Annotated in this window: 15 protein-coding genes; 8 read left to right on the forward strand and 7 right to left on the reverse strand. The window is 63.4% G+C overall.

The features are described from left to right. Positions 1 to 133 precede the first annotated feature (133 nt). Positions 134 to 910 (forward strand): IclR family transcriptional regulator domain-containing protein, encoded by a 777-nt coding sequence (locus AC07VY_RS06455; RefSeq protein WP_495096817.1) that lies wholly within the window; start codon positions 134 to 136, stop codon positions 908 to 910. A gap of 103 nt (positions 911 to 1013) precedes the next feature. Here AC07VY_RS06455 and AC07VY_RS06460 read toward each other — a convergent pair whose 3' ends face one another. From AC07VY_RS06460 to map, 3 genes are all read right to left on the reverse strand, one after another. Next, positions 1014 to 1157 carry a hypothetical protein gene (locus tag AC07VY_RS06460; RefSeq protein ID WP_490593722.1) on the reverse strand — a complete coding sequence of 48 codons (144 nt, stop codon included), beginning with the start codon at positions 1155 to 1157 and terminating at the stop codon, positions 1014 to 1016. Positions 1158 to 1281: 124 nt separating this feature from the next. Then, positions 1282 to 3900 (reverse strand): [protein-PII] uridylyltransferase, encoded by a 2619-nt coding sequence (locus AC07VY_RS06465; protein WP_495096816.1) that lies wholly within the window; start codon positions 3898 to 3900, stop codon positions 1282 to 1284. A gap of 19 nt (positions 3901 to 3919) precedes the next feature. Continuing rightward, positions 3920 to 4735: a type I methionyl aminopeptidase gene (map, locus tag AC07VY_RS06470; protein ID WP_495096815.1), complete on the reverse strand. Its 816-nt coding sequence runs from the start codon at positions 4733 to 4735 to the stop codon at positions 3920 to 3922. Positions 4736 to 4820: 85 nt separating this feature from the next. On the opposite strand from map, the gene purL reads away from it, so the two are divergent. After that, positions 4821 to 8897 (forward strand): phosphoribosylformylglycinamidine synthase, encoded by a 4077-nt coding sequence (purL, locus tag AC07VY_RS06475; protein ID WP_495096814.1) that lies wholly within the window; start codon positions 4821 to 4823, stop codon positions 8895 to 8897. A gap of 280 nt (positions 8898 to 9177) precedes the next feature. Here purL and AC07VY_RS06480 read toward each other — a convergent pair whose 3' ends face one another. After that, the gene (locus AC07VY_RS06480) at positions 9178 to 9873 is read right to left on the reverse strand and encodes a Bax inhibitor-1/YccA family protein (RefSeq protein WP_495096813.1); all 696 of its coding nucleotides are present in this window, start codon (positions 9871 to 9873) and stop codon (positions 9178 to 9180) included. Between the two features lie 127 nt (positions 9874 to 10000). Further along, positions 10001 to 10360, reverse strand: a complete 360-nt coding sequence (locus AC07VY_RS06485) for a hypothetical protein (RefSeq protein ID WP_495096812.1) — start codon at positions 10358 to 10360, stop codon at positions 10001 to 10003. 258 nt (positions 10361 to 10618) lie between these two features. Between AC07VY_RS06485 and AC07VY_RS06490 the strand changes: the two genes are divergently transcribed. The 6 genes from AC07VY_RS06490 to AC07VY_RS06515 all read left to right on the forward strand — a co-directional run bounded on the left by AC07VY_RS06490 (position 10619) and on the right by AC07VY_RS06515 (position 17164). Next, positions 10619 to 12259: a methyl-accepting chemotaxis protein gene (locus tag AC07VY_RS06490; protein ID WP_495096811.1), complete on the forward strand. Its 1641-nt coding sequence runs from the start codon at positions 10619 to 10621 to the stop codon at positions 12257 to 12259. A gap of 189 nt (positions 12260 to 12448) precedes the next feature. Then, positions 12449 to 13621, forward strand: coding sequence for an ABC transporter substrate-binding protein (locus tag AC07VY_RS06495; RefSeq protein ID WP_495096810.1), 1173 nt, complete (start codon positions 12449 to 12451; stop codon positions 13619 to 13621). A 181-nt stretch (positions 13622 to 13802) separates the two neighbouring features. Beyond that, positions 13803 to 14675: a branched-chain amino acid ABC transporter permease gene (locus tag AC07VY_RS06500; RefSeq protein ID WP_495096809.1), complete on the forward strand. Its 873-nt coding sequence runs from the start codon at positions 13803 to 13805 to the stop codon at positions 14673 to 14675. Continuing rightward, positions 14675 to 15655, forward strand: coding sequence for a branched-chain amino acid ABC transporter permease (locus AC07VY_RS06505; protein ID WP_495096808.1), 981 nt, complete (start codon positions 14675 to 14677; stop codon positions 15653 to 15655). The genes AC07VY_RS06500 and AC07VY_RS06505 overlap by 1 nt, the downstream gene beginning before the upstream one ends. Beyond that, positions 15652 to 16446: an ABC transporter ATP-binding protein gene (locus AC07VY_RS06510; protein ID WP_495096807.1), complete on the forward strand. Its 795-nt coding sequence runs from the start codon at positions 15652 to 15654 to the stop codon at positions 16444 to 16446. Before AC07VY_RS06505 ends, AC07VY_RS06510 begins: the two co-directional genes overlap by 4 nt. Next, positions 16439 to 17164, forward strand: a complete 726-nt coding sequence (locus tag AC07VY_RS06515) for an ABC transporter ATP-binding protein (RefSeq protein ID WP_495076187.1) — start codon at positions 16439 to 16441, stop codon at positions 17162 to 17164. The genes AC07VY_RS06510 and AC07VY_RS06515 overlap by 8 nt, the downstream gene beginning before the upstream one ends. Positions 17165 to 17183: 19 nt before the next feature. On the opposite strand, the gene AC07VY_RS06520 is transcribed toward AC07VY_RS06515, so the two are convergent. Further along, on the reverse strand, positions 17184 to 17405 hold the full coding sequence (locus AC07VY_RS06520) for a YMGG-like glycine zipper-containing protein (protein WP_495076186.1): 222 nt from the start codon (positions 17403 to 17405) through the stop codon (positions 17184 to 17186). 188 nt (positions 17406 to 17593) lie between these two features. Next, the gene (locus tag AC07VY_RS06525) at positions 17594 to 18397 is read right to left on the reverse strand and encodes an ABC transporter permease subunit (RefSeq protein WP_495096914.1); all 804 of its coding nucleotides are present in this window, start codon (positions 18395 to 18397) and stop codon (positions 17594 to 17596) included. Between the last annotated feature and the right edge of the window lie 46 nt (positions 18398 to 18443).

The following is an 18443-nucleotide window of genomic DNA, read 5'->3' on the forward strand; positions in this document are numbered from 1 at the left end:
GTGTCTCCTGAGGGCGTAATTTGCCTGTTAGCTTAGGCTGCCAGGAACGTTCTGTGGCGGCCGTTCGGCGCTCTTTGTGCGATTATCGAGACTGCTGCGCGATCACCGCGCAAACATCCACAGAAGGGCGCCCATGGAGATTCAGAAGGCCGATTTGATCGAAGGCATGGCCAAAGGCATGGCGGTGCTGGAGAGTTTTGACACGCAGCGCCAGCGCCTGAACGCCACCCTGGCGGCGCAGCGTGCGGGCCTGACGCGGGCTGCCGCCCGGCGCCATTTACTGACCCTGGCGCACCTGGGCTACCTGGATACCGATGGCAGCTACTTCTGGCTTGCGGCCAAGGTGCTGCGTTTTTCAGGTAGTTATCTGGCTTCGGCCCAGCTGCCGCGGGTGCTGCAACCCACGCTGAACCGGCTGGCGGCGCAGACGCTGGAGTCGTTCTCGGCCGTGGTGCGTGACGGCGACGAGGTGGTCATCGTGGCGCGCAGTGGCAACGACCGCAGCGGCGGGCCCTTGCGCGTGCTGGCGTATGGCCTGCACCTGGGTGCACGCTTGCCAGCCCATGCCACTTCCACCGGGCGGGTGCTGCTGGCGGCGGAGACCAAGTCGAGCTTTAATGCCTGGATGAAGGGGCGTAGCCTGGCCCGGCTGACCGCGCACACTATTACCGACACCAAAGTTTTTCGCGCGGTGGTTGCGCAGGTACGCGCTGACGACTATTGCGTGGCCAGTGAAGAGCACGAATTGGGCGTGCATGCCCTGGCGATTCCGCTGCGCAATCTGCAGGGCAAGACGGTGGCTGCGCTGAATGTGGTGACCACGCCGCAACGGCTGCAGCAAGAGGTGCTGCGCAAAGAGCTGTTGCCGGTGTTGTTGGAGGCGGCAAGGGAGCTGCGTCCCTTGCTGTGAGCGGCTCCATCCGCAGTCGGGATATTTAAGAGAAATAAGGCACTGGCGCCCGTATATCCTGCGGAGGCAGCTATTAATTCAATAGCAGTGGCCTGGGAAACCTTTAAACCTTCTTGAGCTTGCCGCGCACTGGCACCACGGTGGTGATGGTGGGGCGCACGGCTTCACCCGAAATGGGCTTGGGTGGAGATGTGTCCTTCTTGGGTTTCTTGGCTTCTTTATTGGTTTTTTGTTGACCTTTGGCCATGGTTTTCTCCGGTGGATAGGTGGAAACAGGCTGGCCGCCCCAAGTGCAGGGCGGACCAGTTCAGAAGGATTTCTGTGATCTGGAGCTTATCAGTTTGGCGCCAGTTTTTAGCTGACGTCTTGCTTCATTTGGCGGCCAGTGCGTCCAGCAGCTCGGTCTCGATCTCGATCTGGTTGCGGTTGTACTGCAGCTCTGGGCCTTGCACCAAAAAGCTGTCTTCCACACGCTCGCCCAGGGTGGTGACCTTGGCCAGCAGCACGCTGAGGTTGTGCTTGGCCAGCACGCGGGCCACCAGGTACAGCAGACCGGCGCGGTCGCTGGCGGAGATGTTCAGCAGCCAGCGCTGGCCTTTTTCGTCAGGCCGCAGGTCCACGCGCGGCGCGATGGGGAAGCTCTTCACCCGGCGCGACACCCGGCCCTTGCTGGGTGGCGGCAGTGGGCCTTGCTGGGCCAGGGTGTGGTCCAGGTCGTTTTCCACCATGCTGGTGAGCTCGCGGTAGTGCTCGGGCAGCATGGCCGTGACCACCTGGAAGGTGTCCAGCGCGAAGCCGTTGCGGGCGGTATGCACCTTGGCGTCCACGATGCTGAAGCCGGCCTGGTCGAAGAAGCCGCAGATGCGCGCAAATAGATCGGGCTGGTCGGGCGTGTAGACCATTACCTGCAGGCCTTCGCCGACTGGCGACAGGCGGGCGCGCACCACCGGTTTCACCGCATGCGGCGGCACCGTCAGCGGCGCCGGGAAGGCCAGGTGGCGTGACAGTTGGCGCGTATGCCAGGCGATGTCGGCCGCGTCGTGGCGCATGAAGTAGCCCACGTCCAGCGTGTCCCACAGGGCTTTGTGCGACTCAAAAGGCTGGGCGTGCAGGGCCAGCAGCACCAGGGCTTCACGCTTGCGCGCCTCTACCTCGGCCTGCGGATCGGGTGCGCGGCCACCCAGACTGCGCAGGGTGGTGCGGTACAGGTCTTCCAGCAGCTTGCCCTTCCAGGCGTTCCAGACTTTGGGGCTGGTGCCGCGGATGTCGGCCACGGTCAGCAGGTACAAGGCGGTCAGATAGCGTTCGTTGCCTACGCGTTTGGCAAAGGCGTTGATGACGTCCGGGTTGCTCAGGTCGGCCTTTTGCGCCACGCGGCTCATGGTCAGGTGTTCGTTGACCAGGAATTCGATAAGTTTGCCGTCTTCGCGGTTGATGCCATGCTGGCTGCAGAAGTGCCGTACTTCCAGCGCGCCCAGCTCGGAATGGTCGCCACCACGTCCCTTGGCGATGTCGTGGAACAGCGCCGCCACAAACAAGATCCAGGGCTTGTCCCAGCCGGCGCCCAGCTGCGAGCAGGCCGGGTATTCGTGGGCGTGCTCGGCCATGAAGAAGCGGCGCACATTGCGCAGCACCATCAGGATGTGCTGGTCGACGGTATAGACGTGGAACAGGTCGTGCTGCATCTGCCCGACGATGCGTCGGAACACCCACAGGTAGCGGCCCAGCACGGAGGTATCGTTCATCAGCCGCAGCGCATGGGTGATGCCAGCCGGCTGCTGCAGTATGCGCATGAAGGTGGCGCGGTTTACCGGGTCCTTGCGGAACTGCGAGGTCATCAGGCTTCGCGCGCCGTACAGGGCGCGCAGCGTGCGCACCGACAGGCCACGCACGCCCAGCGTGCAGGCGTAGACCTGGAAGGTCTCCAGAATGGCGTGTGGGTGCCGGTGGTACAGGTCGTCGCTGGCGACTTCGATCATCCCGGCTTTTTCAAAAAAGTGCTCGTTGATCGGCCGCAGCAGGTGGGTGGAGGGGTTCAGCCGCTCCTCGATGTTCAGCAGCAGGATATGGCTGAGTTGGGTCACGGCCTTGGCCGCCCAGTAGTAGCGGCGCATCAGCGCTTCGCTGGCGCGCACCGGCTGGCCGTCGTCGTCCTCGGAGCTATAGCCAAACGATTCGGCCACAGCAGTCTGCAGGTCGAACACCAGGCGGTCTTCACGGCGATGCGCTGTCAGGTGCAGGCGGGCGCGTATCAGGCACAGCAGGTCTTCGTTGCGCTTGATTTGCTTGGCCTCGTGCGGTGTGGCGATGCCGCTGCGCACCAGCTCTTCCCAGCTCTTGCCCAGGTTGGCAGCTTTGGCCACCCACAGAATGGTTTGCAGGTCGCGCAGGCCGCCTGGCGATTCCTTGCAGTTGGGCTCCAGTGAGTAGGGCGTGTTTTCAAACTTGTTATGCCGCTGGCGCATCTCCAGCGTCTTGGCCACCAGAAAGGCGCGCGGGTCGGACACCGTGCCCAGGCGCTGGCGGAAGTCGGCATACATCTTGGCGTCGCCGGTGACCAGGCGCGACTCGATCAGCGCGGTCTGCACCGTCACATCCTTGCTGCCTTCGGCCAGACAGTCTTCCAGGCTGCGTACGCTGGAGCCGATCTCCAGCCCCGCGTCCCAGCAACTGCCGATGAAGTCTTCGATGCGCGATTTCAATGCCTCGTCTTGCTCGGGCGATTCGCCGTCGGGCAGCATCAGTAGCACGTCGATATCCGAGTAGGGGAACAGCTCGCCCCGGCCAAAGCCGCCCACCGCCACCAGAGCGAACGAGGCGGTGAAGCCGGCGCGCACCCAAAGGTCGCGCAAGGTGTCGTCCGCCAGGTGGGACAGGTTTTGCAAAGCCTTGCGCAGGCCCCGGGTGCTGGGGCCGCTGTCGCGCACGGTTTGCAGCAAACGCGATTTTTCCTGCAGGTAATGCGCCCGCAGCGCCTGGATGTCGGTCATGGTGGGGCGCGTAGAAGCTTCAGGCTTGGGCTGGCACGAATGCTGGGATGGGCGGGCTGCCCGCAGAGACGGTCAGTACTTCGTAGCCGGTCTCGGTGACCAGGATGGTGTGTTCCCACTGGGCCGACAGGGAATGGTCTTTGGTGACGATGCTCCAGCCGTCTTTTTCCGGCCCTTCCTTGATCTCCTTCTTGCCGGCGTTGATCATTGGCTCGATGGTGAAGGTCATGCCGGGCTTCAGCATTTCCAGCGTGCCGGGTTTGCCGTAGTGAAGCACCTGCGGTTCTTCGTGGAACACGCGGCCAATACCGTGGCCGCAGAATTCGCGCACCACGCTGAAGCCATTGCTTTCGGCAAAGCGCTGGATGGCGTGGCCGATATCACCGAGGTGGATGCCGGGCTTGACCATCTTGATGCCATGCCACATCGCGTCATAGGTCAGCGCCGCCAGGCGTTTGGCCAGGATGCTGCCTTCGCCAGCAATGAACATCCGGCTGGTGTCGCCGTGCCAACCGTCTTTGATGACGGTCACGTCGATGTTTACGCTGTCGCCCTTTTTCAGCGGCTTGTCGTTCGGGATGCCGTGGCAAACCTGGTGGTTCACCGAGGTGCAGATCGACTTGGGGTAGGGGATGTTGCCACCGGCGGTGTAGTTCAGCGGGGCCGGAATGCCGCCCTGCACCTGGGTGATGTAGTCGTGCGCCAGCTTGTCCAGCTGGTTGGTGGTAACGCCTGGCACCACGTGGGGGGTCAGGTAGTCGAGTACTTCGGAAGCCAGGCGGCCTGCGATGCGCATGCCTGCGATGCCTTCCGCGTCTTTGTAGGTGATAGTCATGGCTGTAATTATCCTAGATGCGGGAAGTACGCTTTGACCGTGCCGTTAAAATCAGAGGCTAACTTCCCCAACCCGGGCCGCTATAGTGACCTTGCACATTTCCCAGTTTGAGGGCGGCAATGCCCTCAGCGACTTCCGCGTTCAACAAATTCTTCCCCGGCTGCAAGCCATCCACGACAAGATCAGCGGTGTTGCCGCGCGTTTTGTGCATCTGGTGGCCAGCGATGCGCCTCTGACGGAGGCCGTCAAGTCCCAATTGGACGGCCTGCTGACCTATGGCGACCCCTATGCCGGCCCGGCCGAAGGCCCGCTGCTGGTCGTCACCCCGCGCTTCGGCACCGTGTCGCCCTGGGCGTCCAAGGCTACCGACATCGCCCACAACTGCGGCCTGGCCGTGCGCCGGGTCGAGCGCCTGGTCGAATACCGTTTGTCTGTCAAGCAGCCTTTGTTGGGCAAAACTGTATTGTCCGCCGAGCAACTGGCCCAGGTGGCCGACCTGCTGCACGACCGCATGACCGAAAGTGCCATGCTGGACCGCAGCCAGGCGCAAGAGCTGTTCACCTCGCTGGAAGCCGCGCCCCTGGCCCAGGTCGACGTGCTCGGCGGTGGCCGCGCCGCGCTGGAGACGGCGAATACCGAATTCGGCCTGGCCCTGGCCGACGACGAAATCGACTACCTGGTCAACGCCTTCACGACGCTGAAGCGCAACCCCAGCGACGTGGAGCTGATGATGTTCGCCCAGGCCAACAGCGAGCATTGCCGCCACAAGATCTTCAACGCCGAGTTCACCATCGACGGCGTGGCGCAGCCCAAAAGCCTGTTCGGCATGATCCGCAACACCCACCAGCTGGCGCCGCAGCACAGCGTGGTGGCGTACTCGGACAACGCCTCGGTGATGGAAGGCTTCGAGATCGAACGATTTTTAGCCAAATCGGCTGAATTTGGGAATTCGGCCAAATTGGCCTCAGGCGCAGGTACTACCAGCGCCAGCAGCTATGAAAAGAGTAGCGCGCAGCACCATGTGCTGATGAAGGTTGAAACCCATAACCACCCGACCGCGATCTCGCCATTTCCCGGCGCCTCCACCGGCGCTGGCGGCGAGATCCGCGACGAGGGCGCGACGGGCCGCGGCTCCAAGCCCAAGGCGGGCTTGACCGGCTTCACCGTTTCCAAGCTCTGGCCGCAAGACGGCGACGTGTCCATCGGCAAACCCGAGCACATCGCCAGCCCGCTGCAAATCATGGTCGAGGGCCCGCTGGGTGGCGCGGCCTTCAACAACGAATTCGGCCGGCCCAATCTGCTGGGCTACTTCCGCGAGTACGAGCAGACCGTCACCTCCGATGTGGACAGCATCCGCCGCGGCTACCACAAGCCCATCATGATCGCCGGCGGCCTCGGCACCATCGACGCCACGCAAACCCACAAGATCGAATTCCCCGCCGGCTCGCTGCTGGTGCAGCTGGGCGGCCCGGGCATGCGCATTGGCATGGGCGGCAGCGCGGCCAGCTCGATGGCCACCGGCGCGAATGCCGCGTCGCTGGACTTCGACTCGGTACAGCGCGGCAACCCCGAGATCGAACGCCGGGCCCAGGAAGTCATCAACCAGTGCTGGATGCAGGGCGACAAGAACCCGATTTTGGCGATCCACGACGTCGGCGCCGGCGGCCTGAGCAATGCCTTCCCCGAGCTGACCAATGACGCCGGTCGCGGCGCACGCTTCGACCTGCGTGCCGTGCCGCTGGAAGAAAGCGGCATGAGCCCCAAGGAAATCTGGTGCAACGAGAGCCAGGAACGTTATGTGATGGCCATCGCGCCGGATTCGCTGGAGGCTTTCACCGCGCTGTGCGAGCGCGAGCGTTGCCCGTTCTCGGTGGTCGGTGTCGCTACCGAAGAGCGCCAACTGATCGTCGCCGATGACGGCGCGGCCAGCCCGGTCGACATGCCGATGAATGTGCTCTTGGGCAAGCCGCCCAAGATGCACCGTGATGTGAAGACCGTGGCGCGCACCTTTGCGCCAGTGGAACTGACCGGCGTGGATCTGCAAAAAGCCGCCATTGCTGTGCTGGCCCACCCGACTGTCGCCAGCAAGCGCTTCCTGATCACCATCGGCGACCGCACCGTGGGCGGCTTCAGCCACCGCGACCAGATGGTCGGGCCGTGGCAGGTGCCGGTGGCGGATTGCGCCGTCACCCTGGCCGACTACAAGGGATTTGCGGGCGAGGCCATGGCTCTGGGCGAGCGTACGCCGCTGGCTGCCGTCAACGCCCCTGCGTCCGGCCGTATGGCCGTGGCCGAAGCCATCACCAATCTGCTGGCTGCACCCTTCGATCTGCCCCGCGTCAAGCTGTCGGCCAACTGGATGGCCGCCTGCGGTGAACCCGGCGAAGACGCCGCGCTGTACGCCACGGTCAAGGCCGTGGGCATGGAGCTGTGCCCGGCGCTGGGCATTTCGATCCCGGTGGGCAAGGACAGTTTGTCCATGCGTACACAATGGACCGACGATGCGGACAAAAAGAAGGTGACCTCGCCGGTCAGCCTGATCGTCACCGCTTTTGCCAGCCTGCCCGATGTGCGCGGCACCTTGACGCCGCAGCTGAACGCGACGGAAGACACGACGCTGATCCTGGTCGACCTGGGTAAGGGCCAAAACCGCATGGGCGGCAGCATCCTGGCGCAGACCTTGAACCAGGTCGGCGATGCCGTGCCCGATCTGGACGATGCGCAAGACCTGGTCAACCTGGTGAACGCCGTCAATGCCGTGCGCCCGCAAATCCTGGCCTACCACGACCGCAGCGATGGCGGCCTGTTCGCGGCAGCCTGCGAAATGGCTTTTGCCGGCCACGTGGGCGTGGCGCTGAATGTCGATCTGCTGGTCACCGAAGGCGATGGTATTTCCGACAGCCGCATGGATGTGGGCGACAGCAAGAACTGGGCAGGCCAAGTCGGCCCGCGCCGCGAAGAGCTGACCTTGAAGGCGCTGTTCAACGAAGAACTTGGCGTGCTGCTGCAGGTGCGCACGTCTGACCGTGACGCCGTGGTCCAGACCCTGCGCGCGCATGGCCTGGGCAAGCACAGCCACGTCGTGGGCAAGACCCGGCCCATACCAACAAGTTCAGACAGCGCGATCAGCGCCGGCGTGGGCGAAGTCCAGGTCTGGCGCGATGCGAAAGCCGTGTTCAGCGCCAAGCTGGCCGATCTGCACCAGGTTTGGGACAGCGTCAGCTGGCAGATCTGCCAGCAGCGCGACAACCCGGCCTGCGCCGATGCTGAGCACGCAGCAGCCGGTGCGGCCAACGACCCAGGCTTGCATGTGTTTATAGAGCCAAACAGTGTTCTGGCGCAGGTACTGTCTACGCCAGCAGCTACGAAAACCGTAGCGGCGCCGGCCTTGAAGCTGACCCGGCCCAAGGTTGCCGTGCTGCGCGAGCAGGGCGTGAATTCGCACACCGAGATGGCCTACGCCTTCACCGAGGCGGGCTTCGAGGCCTTCGACGTGCACATGACCGATCTGCAATCCGGCCGCGTGCACTTGCAGGATATGCAGGCCGTGGTGGCCTGCGGCGGCTTCAGCTACGGCGACACCCTGGGTGCCGGCATAGGCTGGGCGCGCAGCATCACTTTCAACCCGGTGCTTGCGGCAGAGTTCAAGGCCTTCTTTGCCCGGCAGGACACGCTGGCGCTGGGCGTCTGCAACGGCTGCCAGATGTTTGCCGAACTGGCCGACATCATCCCCGGCGCGCAAGCCTGGCCACGCTTCACCACCAACCGCAGCGAGCGCTTCGAAGCGCGGCTGTCGATGGTGGAAATCCTGGAATCGCCCAGCGTGTTCCTGCAAGGCATGGCCGGCAGCCGCATGCCGATTGCCGTGGCGCACGGCGAAGGCTATGCCAACTTCGCCTACCGTGGCGACGCGACCAAGGCGATTGCGGCGATGCGCTACACCGACAACCATGGTGTGGCGACCGAGGCCTACCCGTTCAACCCGAACGGCAGCCCCGGTGGCCTGACCGCGGTGACCACGGCCGATGGCCGCTTCACCGCGATGATGCCGCACCCCGAGCGCGTGTTCCGCAACGTGCAGAAGAGCTGGACCAGCGGCGATGTCAGCAGCTTCAGCCCGTGGATGCAGCTCTGGCACAACGCGCGCCGCTGGCTGGATTAACTAGACCGTCAAACGGACACCGCAGCCTGGTTTTCGGTGTCCGCTTGACACTCGCGTGTGCGTCGCTTGACGAGCGTCGTGATCTTGCAGGGCAGTGCCTCGGTCTTTGCCTGCGCAGAGCCGTACGCCGAGCCTCGGCGGGGTAGCCGTTGCAACCGACAAGGCCAGCCGTGGCCAGAAAAATGCAGCTGAGCTAGTAGCTGCGCAGTAAGAGCGTGTGCATGGTTTTTGTGCCACTCCCTGGGCTACCGGTATGCCGATGGCCCAGGGAGTTCGTCGCTTATTCGTCGCGGCTGCCGCCCATGCCCAGCAGTGCCAGCAAGGACTGGAACACGTTGTACAGGCTCAGGTAGACACCCAGTGTGGCACTGATGTAGTTTGTCTCGTAACCGTCTTGTACGCGCTTCAGGTCGTGCAGGATGAAGGCGGAAAAGATGCCTATGGCCAGTACCGACAGCGTCATCATCAGCGCGCTGGACTGTATGAAGAAGTTGGCAACGCCGGCTACCAGCAACAGGATCGCGCCGATGAACAGCCATTTACCCATGGCGCTCAGGTCGCGCTTGATGACGGTAGACAGGACCGCCATGCCCAGGAAGATGCCGCCGGTACCGGCAAAGGCAGTCATCACCAGGCTGGCGCCGTTGTTCAGGCCCAGCACCGTGCCGACCATACGCGACAGCATCAGCCCCATGAAAAACGTGAACGCCAGCAGCACCGGCACGCCGGCCGCAGAGTTTTTCGTCTTCTCGATGGCGTACATGAAGCCGAACGCGCCGCCCAGGAAGACGAGCATGCCAATGCCGGGCGACATGGCGCGGGAAATGCCGGTTGTTACGCCCAGCCATGCGCCAAGCACGGTGGGCAGCATGGACAGTACCAGCAGCCAATAGGTATTGCGCAAAACGCGGTTGCGCTGCGCCGTGCTGGGCAGGCTTTCAGCCGCGCCATAGGTGTTGGAGTGGAGTGTGTTCATCGGTAAGCTTTCAGTGGAGTGCAAATAGCCGCCGCTACAGCAGCAGGCCGGACAAGAGCGTCAGTGAGAGGGCCCGCAGCCTAGGGTCTGGGCGGGCGTTTCTCTTGCAGAGAAACGCTGCGCCGCACTAGGTGCGGAGCAGGGCCAAGCGTGGTGGCCTGCGCAAGCCATCCGAGAACGGTTGCAGGAAAGCGGTGGGTGTGAAAGGTATGGCCGCAGCCGACTTGCGGCCAAAAGTCAGGCCGGACGGCGCCGAGTGGCACAGCGCGGGGCTGTCAAAACCACTGTCGGTCTCAGCGGTGTCGGACTGCTGGTCTGTGAGCAACGGCTTGTTGCTGGTGGAGCTTTCGCCGCAGGCATCTGCCTGCAAAGGTATCTGTTCCTGCACCACATGGTGCTCGGCCATTGTCGGCTCGCCTGCCCAGGCGTACAAGCCGGATGCCAGCATGGCAAAGAACAGAACGACCGCAAAGACACAACGAAACATGCTGTGCATTTTACCGTCGGCCACCACTTGGGCCGTGTAGGACCATGGCGCTTAAAGCCTGCTCCTAGGGATATCCTGAGCCGAAAAACCAATTGCGTACCAGCAATCGACAAATCGGTATGCATCCGGCACGGGCGCCAAATGTAAGCTGATGTATCTGGGTGGAGTCAGCCATCCGTATGCATCCTGGCCTGGTGTATGTGTTGGTGTTGGACGGAGGCGCTGGGGCCGCTGCAGCGCACAAAGGTGAATTCCAAGATGCTTTCCAGAATGAGTGTGGGGCGCCAACTGGGCTTGGCCTTTGGCATGGTGATTGTGCTGGTGGTGGTGCTGGCCTTGACGGCCTACAGCCGCATTACGTCCATGCATGCGGATTTTGATGGCCTGGTGGACACCAGCTTGCCCGCGCTGACGGCTCTGGGGGAGGTGAACGACAAATTGCAGGCGGTGCGCATATCCGAGCTCAAGCATTTGGCGGCGTTGAATATGCCCTCCAAGGACCGTGAAGAGCTGGTGGTGAAAGCCGCCGTGAAGGAGCTGGATGCCGCATTGGCGCGTTACAAGGCAGGCAGCGGTATATCGGCGAACCCGGCGCTACAGGCCAATTTGCTGGGTGCCATCGCCAAATACCATGCGCTGCGCAGCACCTTCTTCCAGATGTCGAATTCCGCCGCAGGTGCCGAGGGCGAGCGGGCCATGGAAGCCAGTGATTTCTTCGACGGGCCCAGCCAGCAGGTGTATGTGGCGGCCTACCAGGCTTTGCAGAAGCTGTGGCAAGACCAGCTGGCACAGGCGGAACAAGACAAGGCCCAGGGCCGACAAGCCGTGACCCAGGCCCAGCTGGTGCTGATGGGCGTGACGCTGGCCTGCGTGCTGCTGTCGATCGTGCTGGCTGTGCTGATCAGCCGGCATTTGCTGCGCCAATTGGGTGGGCAGCCGGATGCCGTGGTGGCGCTGGCAACGTCCATCAGCCAGGCCGATTTGAGCAGCCCGGTGCAGGTGCAGCCGAACGACCAGCGCAGCGTGGTGTTTGCGATGGCCGGCATGCAATCGTCTTTGACGCAGATCGTGCAATCCATACGCATGGGGGCGGACGAGGTAGCCCGGGCCAGTGCCGAGATTGCCCAGGGCAACCATGACTTGAGCGCGCGGACCGAGCACCAGGCCAGTGCGCTGGAGCAGACTGCGGCGTCGATGGAAGAGCTTAGTAGTACCGTCCGGCAGAACGCCGACAGCGCCCACAGCGCCAACCGGCTGGCGCTGGAGGCTTCGCAGGTGGCCGTGCGCGGCGGTGATGTGGTGGGTAAGGTGGTTGAGACCATGCAGGGCATCAACCAGTCTTCGCGCAAGATCGCCGACATCATCAGCGTGATTGACGGCATCGCCTTTCAGACCAATATCCTGGCGCTGAATGCTGCCGTGGAAGCCGCCCGCGCGGGCGAACAGGGGCGCGGCTTTGCGGTGGTGGCGTCTGAGGTGCGTTCGCTGGCGAGTCGCTCGGCCGATGCCGCCAAGGAGATCAAGTCGCTGATCGCCGCCAGCGTGCAGCGGGTGGAGCAGGGCGTGGGCCTGGTGGACGAGGCCGGTAGCACCATGGCCGAGGTGGTGTCCAGCATCCGCAAGCTCGCTGCCATTGTGGGCGAGATCAGCGTGGCCAGTGCCGAGCAGAGCAGCGGTGTGTCGCAAATCGGCGAAGCCGTGGCCCAGATGGACCAGGTGAATCAGCAGAACGCTGCGCTGGTCGAGCAGATGGCTGCCGCGGCCAGTGGCCTGAAGGGGCAGGCCGGCGATCTAGTGACGGCGGTATCTGTGTTCCGGTTAGAGTCGGCCCCTGTCGCGGAAGCCAATGGCCCGGCCCGGTCGCCGCAGGCATCAATAGCCGCCATCGCAAGCGCCTGAGCGCGCTGGGCGCAATAGGGTTAGCCCTGGTGATGGGGTACAGCTGTTATATATCTGCTATACAACTGTTAGTGATTGCTTTATGTTGCAGCCACTTACACTTGATCGTGTAGTCGGATTTGCGGTGCAAGGTACTTGTGTGCCGGGGGCTGCCAGAGCGTTTGATTCCCATCCACCAGGAGACAAGATATGCCCAAGAATTTCTTTATTCGCGCCACAGTGCTCGCCGTTTCTGCGCTGGGTGCTACTGTTTCGATAGCGCAAGACAATGTCTTCAAGATTGGTCTGATCCTGCCCATGACTGGCCAGCAGGCTTCCACCGGCAGGCAGATCGAAGCCGCAGCCAAGCTCTATATGGCGCAGAACGGCGATACCGTGGCCGGCAAGAAGATACAGCTGATCGTCAAGGACGACACCAGCGTGCCCGACGTCACCAAGCGCCTGGCGCAGGAACTGGTGGTGAATGACAAGGTGAATGTGCTGGCTGGCTTCGGTATTACGCCATCGGCCCTGGCCACCGCGCCCATCGCCACCCAGTCGAAGACGCCCGAAGTGGTGATGGCCGCTGCCACCAGCAGCATCACTCAGGCTTCGCCGTACATCGTACGCACCAGCTTCACCTTGCCGCAGGCAGCGGTCAGCATGGCCGACTGGGCACCCAAGAACGGCATCAAGACGGTGGTGACCTTGGTTAGCGACTACGGCCCGGGCCTGGACGCCGAGAAGTATTTCAAAGAGCGCTTTTTGTTCAACGGCGGCCAGGTGCCAGAGTCGCTGCGCGTGCCTTTGCGCGGCCCGGATTTCGCGCCGTTCCTGCAGAAAGTGCGCGACCTGAAGCCAGATGCGCTGTTTGTCTTCGTGCCCTCCGGCGCCGGTGCAGCGGTGATGAAGCAGTTTTTGGAGCGCGGCATGGACAAGGCCGGCATCAAGCTGATCGGTACCGGCGACGTGACCGATGACGACCAATTGAACGACATGGGCGACGGCGCGCTGGGCGTGGTCACCTCGCACCACTATTCAACCGACCATCCTTCGGCCTTGAACGCCAAGTTTGTCGATGCCTTTGGCAAGGCGAACAAGGGTCTGCGCCCGAACTTCATGGCCGTGGGTGGCTATGACGGTATGCGCGTGATCTACGAAGCACTGCGCGCCACCAAGGGCCAGGGCGGCGGCGACGCTTTGCTGGCGGCAATGAAGGGCCAGATATTCGAGAGCCCACGCGGCCCGATCTTCATCGACGCGCAAACCCGCGACATCGTGCAAAACATCTATCTGCGCAAAGTGGAGCGCAAGAACGGCCAGCTGTACAACGTGGAATTCGCGGTCATCAAGGACGTGAAAGATCCGGGCAAGGCTAAGTAACACCCCCAGGCTACAGTGCTGCGCACTTTCCGCCCCCCCTTCGTATCGGTTTGAAAAACCGATACGAAGGGGGGGCACAACCGGCGGCCCGGCAAAGCCGGTTCCGCGGTTGTTCTGGGTAAGGCAGTCGCGCCTCCGGCGGGCTCGAATTCCTGCGGATACTTGAGAGATTGGCTATCGCATGTTGACGATTCTTTTTGACGGCATTGCCTACGGCATGCTGTTGTTCATTCTGGCTGTGGGCCTGGCGGTGACGATGGGGTTGATGAATTTCATCAACCTGGCGCACGGCGCTTTTGCCATGGTGGGCGGCTACATCACAGTGTTGCTGATGCAGCGCTTCGGTGTGCCGTTTCTGCTGTGCCTGCCCTTGGCTTTCCTGGGCTCGGCCCTGCTGGGTGCGGTGCTGGAGCGCACGCTGTACCGGCCGCTGTACCGCAAGCCGCATCTGGACCAGGTGCTGTTTTCCATTGGGCTGACCTTCATGGCGGTGGCCAGCGCCGACTACTTCATCGGCTCCAGTCAGCAGATCATCCAGCTGCCCGAATGGCTGAAGGGCCGTACCGAAGTGGGCGAGGGTGCCTGGATGCTGGGCATGGGCCACTACCGGCTGTTCATCATCGCCGTGTGTACCGCGCTGACAGTGGCGTTGCAGTATGTGCTGGCGCGCACCCGTTTCGGCAGCCGCCTGCGTGCTTCGGTCGACGACCAACGCGTGGCGGCCGGCCTGGGCATCAATGTGAACCTGGTGTTTTTGGGCACCTTTGCCGTGGGCTCGGGCCTGGCCGGCCTCGGCGGCGCGCTGGGTGCCGAGGTGCTAGGTCTGGATCCAAGCTTTCCGTTGAAATTCATGATTTACTTTTTGATCGTGGTCGCTGTCGGCGGCACCTCCAGCATCACCGGGCCGCTGCTGGCCGCGCTACTGCTGGGCGTTGCCGACGTGGCCGGCAAGTACTACATCCCCAAGCTCGGGGCCTTCATCGTCTACAGCCTGATGATCGTGATTCTGATCTGGCGGCCCCAAGGCCTGTTCGTTCGCCAAGGGGGCAAGTGATGCAGTCTGAATCGCAAAACCTGCTGCTGAAAAGCGGCCGCTGGAAGTCCTGGGAATACGCGCTGTGGCTGCTGGCGCTGGCCGCGCCCTGGGTACTGTCGCGCCACGCGCTGATCATCAACGAGATCGCCATCGTCGCGCTGTTCGCGCTGTCGCTGGACCTGATCCTGGGCTACACCGGCATCGTGTCGCTGGGCCATGCCGCCTTCTTCGGCATGGGTGCCTATTCGGCCGCGCTGTTTGCCAAACTGGTGATGCCCGACCCGCTGCTCGGCCTGGTATTCGGCATCGCCACCGCGACGCTGCTGGGCGCCATCTGCAGCGCCACCATCTTGCGCGGCACGGACCTGACGCGGCTGATGGTGACTCTCGGCGTCGGCCTGATCCTGATGGAGCTGGCCAACAAGCTGGATTGGCTGACCGGTGGCGCCGATGGCCTGCAGGGGGTGGTGATGGGGCCGCTGCTGGGCCAGTTTGAATTTGATCTGATGGGGCAGACTGCGGCCTGGTACTCGCTCAGCGTGCTGCTCGTGCTGTTCGTGCTGGCGCGGCGGCTGGTGCACTCGCCGTTCGGCGCCACGTTGAAGGCGATACGCGACAACCGGCTGCGTGCCATGGCCATCGGCATCCCGGTGCATAGCCGGCTGGTGGTGGTCTACACCGTGGCGGCTGGTGTTGCCGGTGCGGCTGGCGCCTTGCTGGCGCAGACCACCGGTTTTGCCTCGCTGGATCTGTTCGAGTTCCACCGCTCGGCCGATGTGATGCTGATCCTGGTGGTCGGGGGCGTCGGCTGGCTGTATGGCGGCGTGCTCGGCGCGGTGGTGTTCAAGCTGATGCAGGACTTTCTGTCCAGCATCACGCCGCAGTACTGGACCTTCTGGATCGGCTTGTTCCTGGTGGTGCTGGTGCTGGTCGGCCGCGAACGCCTGCTGCGCCCCTGGACCTGGCGTTTGCCGCGCCGGACGGGAGGTCGGCCATGAGCGCAGATACCGTGCTGTCCGCCGAAGACCTGGTGATGCAGTTTGGTGGCATCACCGCCACCAACAACGTTACGCTGCACCTGCAAAAAGGCGCGCGCCACGCGCTGATCGGCCCGAACGGCGCCGGCAAGACCACCTTGATCAATCTACTCACTGGCGTGCTGCAGCCTACCGCCGGCCGCATCGTGCTGGAGGGGCAGGATATCACCCAACTGGCGCCATACCAGCGCGTACGCCGCGGCATGGTGCGCACCTTCCAGATCAACCAGCTTTTCGATACGCTGACGCCGTTGGAAACCCTGGCCATGACGGTGTCGCAACACCAGGGCCTGGGCGGCAAGTGGTGGCAGGCGCTGGGTGCACGCCGCGACGTGACGCAGCGCTGCGAGCAACTGCTGGAGCAATTCCACCTGACGGCCGTGATGGCCCAGGAAACCCGGGTGCTGGCCTACGGCAAGCGCCGGCTACTAGAGATTGCCATCGCGCTGGCTTGTGAGCCACGCGTGCTGCTGCTGGACGAGCCGGTGGCTGGCGTGCCCGCGGGCGAGCGCGAAGAGCTGCTGCAAACCGTGGCCGCGCTGCCGGCCGAGGTATCGATTTTGTTGATTGAGCACGATATGGACCTGGTCTTCAGTTTCGCCAAGCGCATGACGGTGCTGGTCAACGGCACGGTGTTGACCGAGGGCGATCCGCAAACCATTGCCAACGACCCGCAGGTCAAGGCCGTGTACCTGGGCCATGGCGAGGACGAGGCGCCTGTGACCAGCGAGGGAGGGTTCGCCCATGGCTGAGCTGCTGAATGTCCAGGGCCTGAGCGCCGGCTATGGCGAGGCGGTGGTGCTCAATGGCATCGCGCTGAGTCTGAACGAAGGCCAGACGCTGGCCTTGCTGGGTCGCAACGGCACTGGTAAAACCACGCTGATCAACACCCTGGCTGGCGCCACGCGCCAGCACGGGGGCAGCATCCAGCTTGGTGGCATCGCCTTGCACAAGCTGCCGTCGCACGAGCGGGCCGCGGTCGGCATCGGTTGGGTGCCGCAGGAACGCAATATCTTCAAGTCGCTGACGGTGCACGAGAACCTGACCGCGGTGGCGCGGCCGGCGCGGGCAGGGCGCGCGTCCAGCCCGTGGACGCCGGAGCGGGTTTACAGCCTGTTCCCGCGGCTGGCGGAACGCAAGACGAATCTGGGTACGCAGCTTTCGGGCGGCGAGCAACAGATGCTGGCCCTGGGACGGGCCTTGGTGCTGAACCCGACCTTGCTGCTGCTGGACGAACCCTGCGAAGGCCTGGCCCCCATCATCGTGCAGGAGCTGCTGCGGGCCATCCGCCGCATCACCCGCGAGGAAGGCCTGTCGGCCATCATCGTCGAGCAGCATCCGCAGGCGATTCTGGCGATCTCAGATACCGCTGCCGTGCTGGACCGCGGCACCGTGGTCTACACCGGAACGGCAAAAAGCCTGCAAGAGCAGCCGGAGCTGCTCAGCAGGCTTTTGGGTGTGTCGCGCTAGCTAGGTAGCGCAGATCAGCTTACTTGCTGACTTCGTGGCCGATGAAGGCGCCGGCTGCTGCACCAGCAGCCGTGCCTACCGCGTTACCCCCTAGAACCAGGCCGGCAGCACCGCCGATGGCTGCGCCAGTAGCGGTGTTTTGCTGCCTGCGGTTCATGCCTGCGCAGCCGCCCAAGGTGAGCAAAACGGCGGCTATGGTGGCAGTAGCGATGGCGCGGTGGATGCGGTAGTTGCTGTTCATGGAGTTTCTCCTGTGGGTTTTGTATACCTACAGTATTGAAAATTCCCGACCATCCGCACAGCAGACGATGCCGTTACTGTTCGTAGCCCGATTCCTACATACAGGGTTTTTGCTCCTCCTATTCATCTGGGTAAAAAGGCTGCTGGCGCAGCTAATACCTGCGCTAGTAGCTATCAAATTTGAAGCAATCAGTGTTTGCCCTTCCAGGGCAGTAGCCAGCGCTCCAGCAGGCGCATGGCCAGGGAAAATGCAAATGCGCAAGCTGCGATGATGACGATGCCGACAAACACCGCGTCAGTCGCCAGGAAGTGGGAGGCCGACATCACCATGAAGCCTATGCCGCGCGTGGCCGCGATCAGTTCCGCCGCTACCAGCGTGCTCCAGCCCACGCCTAGCGCGATGCGGATGCCGGTCAAAATCTCGGGCAGCGCAGACGGCAGTACCACCTGGCTGAACAACTGCCAGCGGTTAGCGCCCAGCGACAGCGCAGCGTTCACCCGCTCTTGCGACAGGGACCGCACACCGGCCTGGGCCGACAGCACGACGGGCGCAAACATGGCCAGCGTCAGCAGGGTGATCTTCGACGCTTCGCCTATGCCCAGCCAGATGATCATCAGCGGCAGATAGGCCAGCGGCGGCAGCGGCCAGTAGAACTCTATGGGCGTGTCCAGTACACCTTTGGCCCAGCGGTTCAAACCCATGGCGATACCCACAGGTATGCCCAGTGCCACCGCGATGGCGGCGGCCGAGAGTATGCGCACCAGGCTGGCAGACACATGCTCCCACAGCGTGGCGTTGGCATAGCCGTCGTCCCAGATGCTGCGGGCCGTGGCTAGCACCTCGGCCGGGGTGGGCAGAAACAGGTGTGGCACCAGGCCGGTCTGCGCCACCAGCCACCATAGCAGCAGGATGGCGGCGCCGGTGGCGACGCTGGTGGTCACGGTGGAATGCTCGCCTATGCCAAAGCTGCGCATCTTCACCAGCCGCGGCATGGCCGCCTCTCTGGCGGTGCGAGGGGCGGCGCTGGCGCTGTGGATG

The organism is Rhodoferax sp. GW821-FHT02C08, assembly GCF_059421805.1.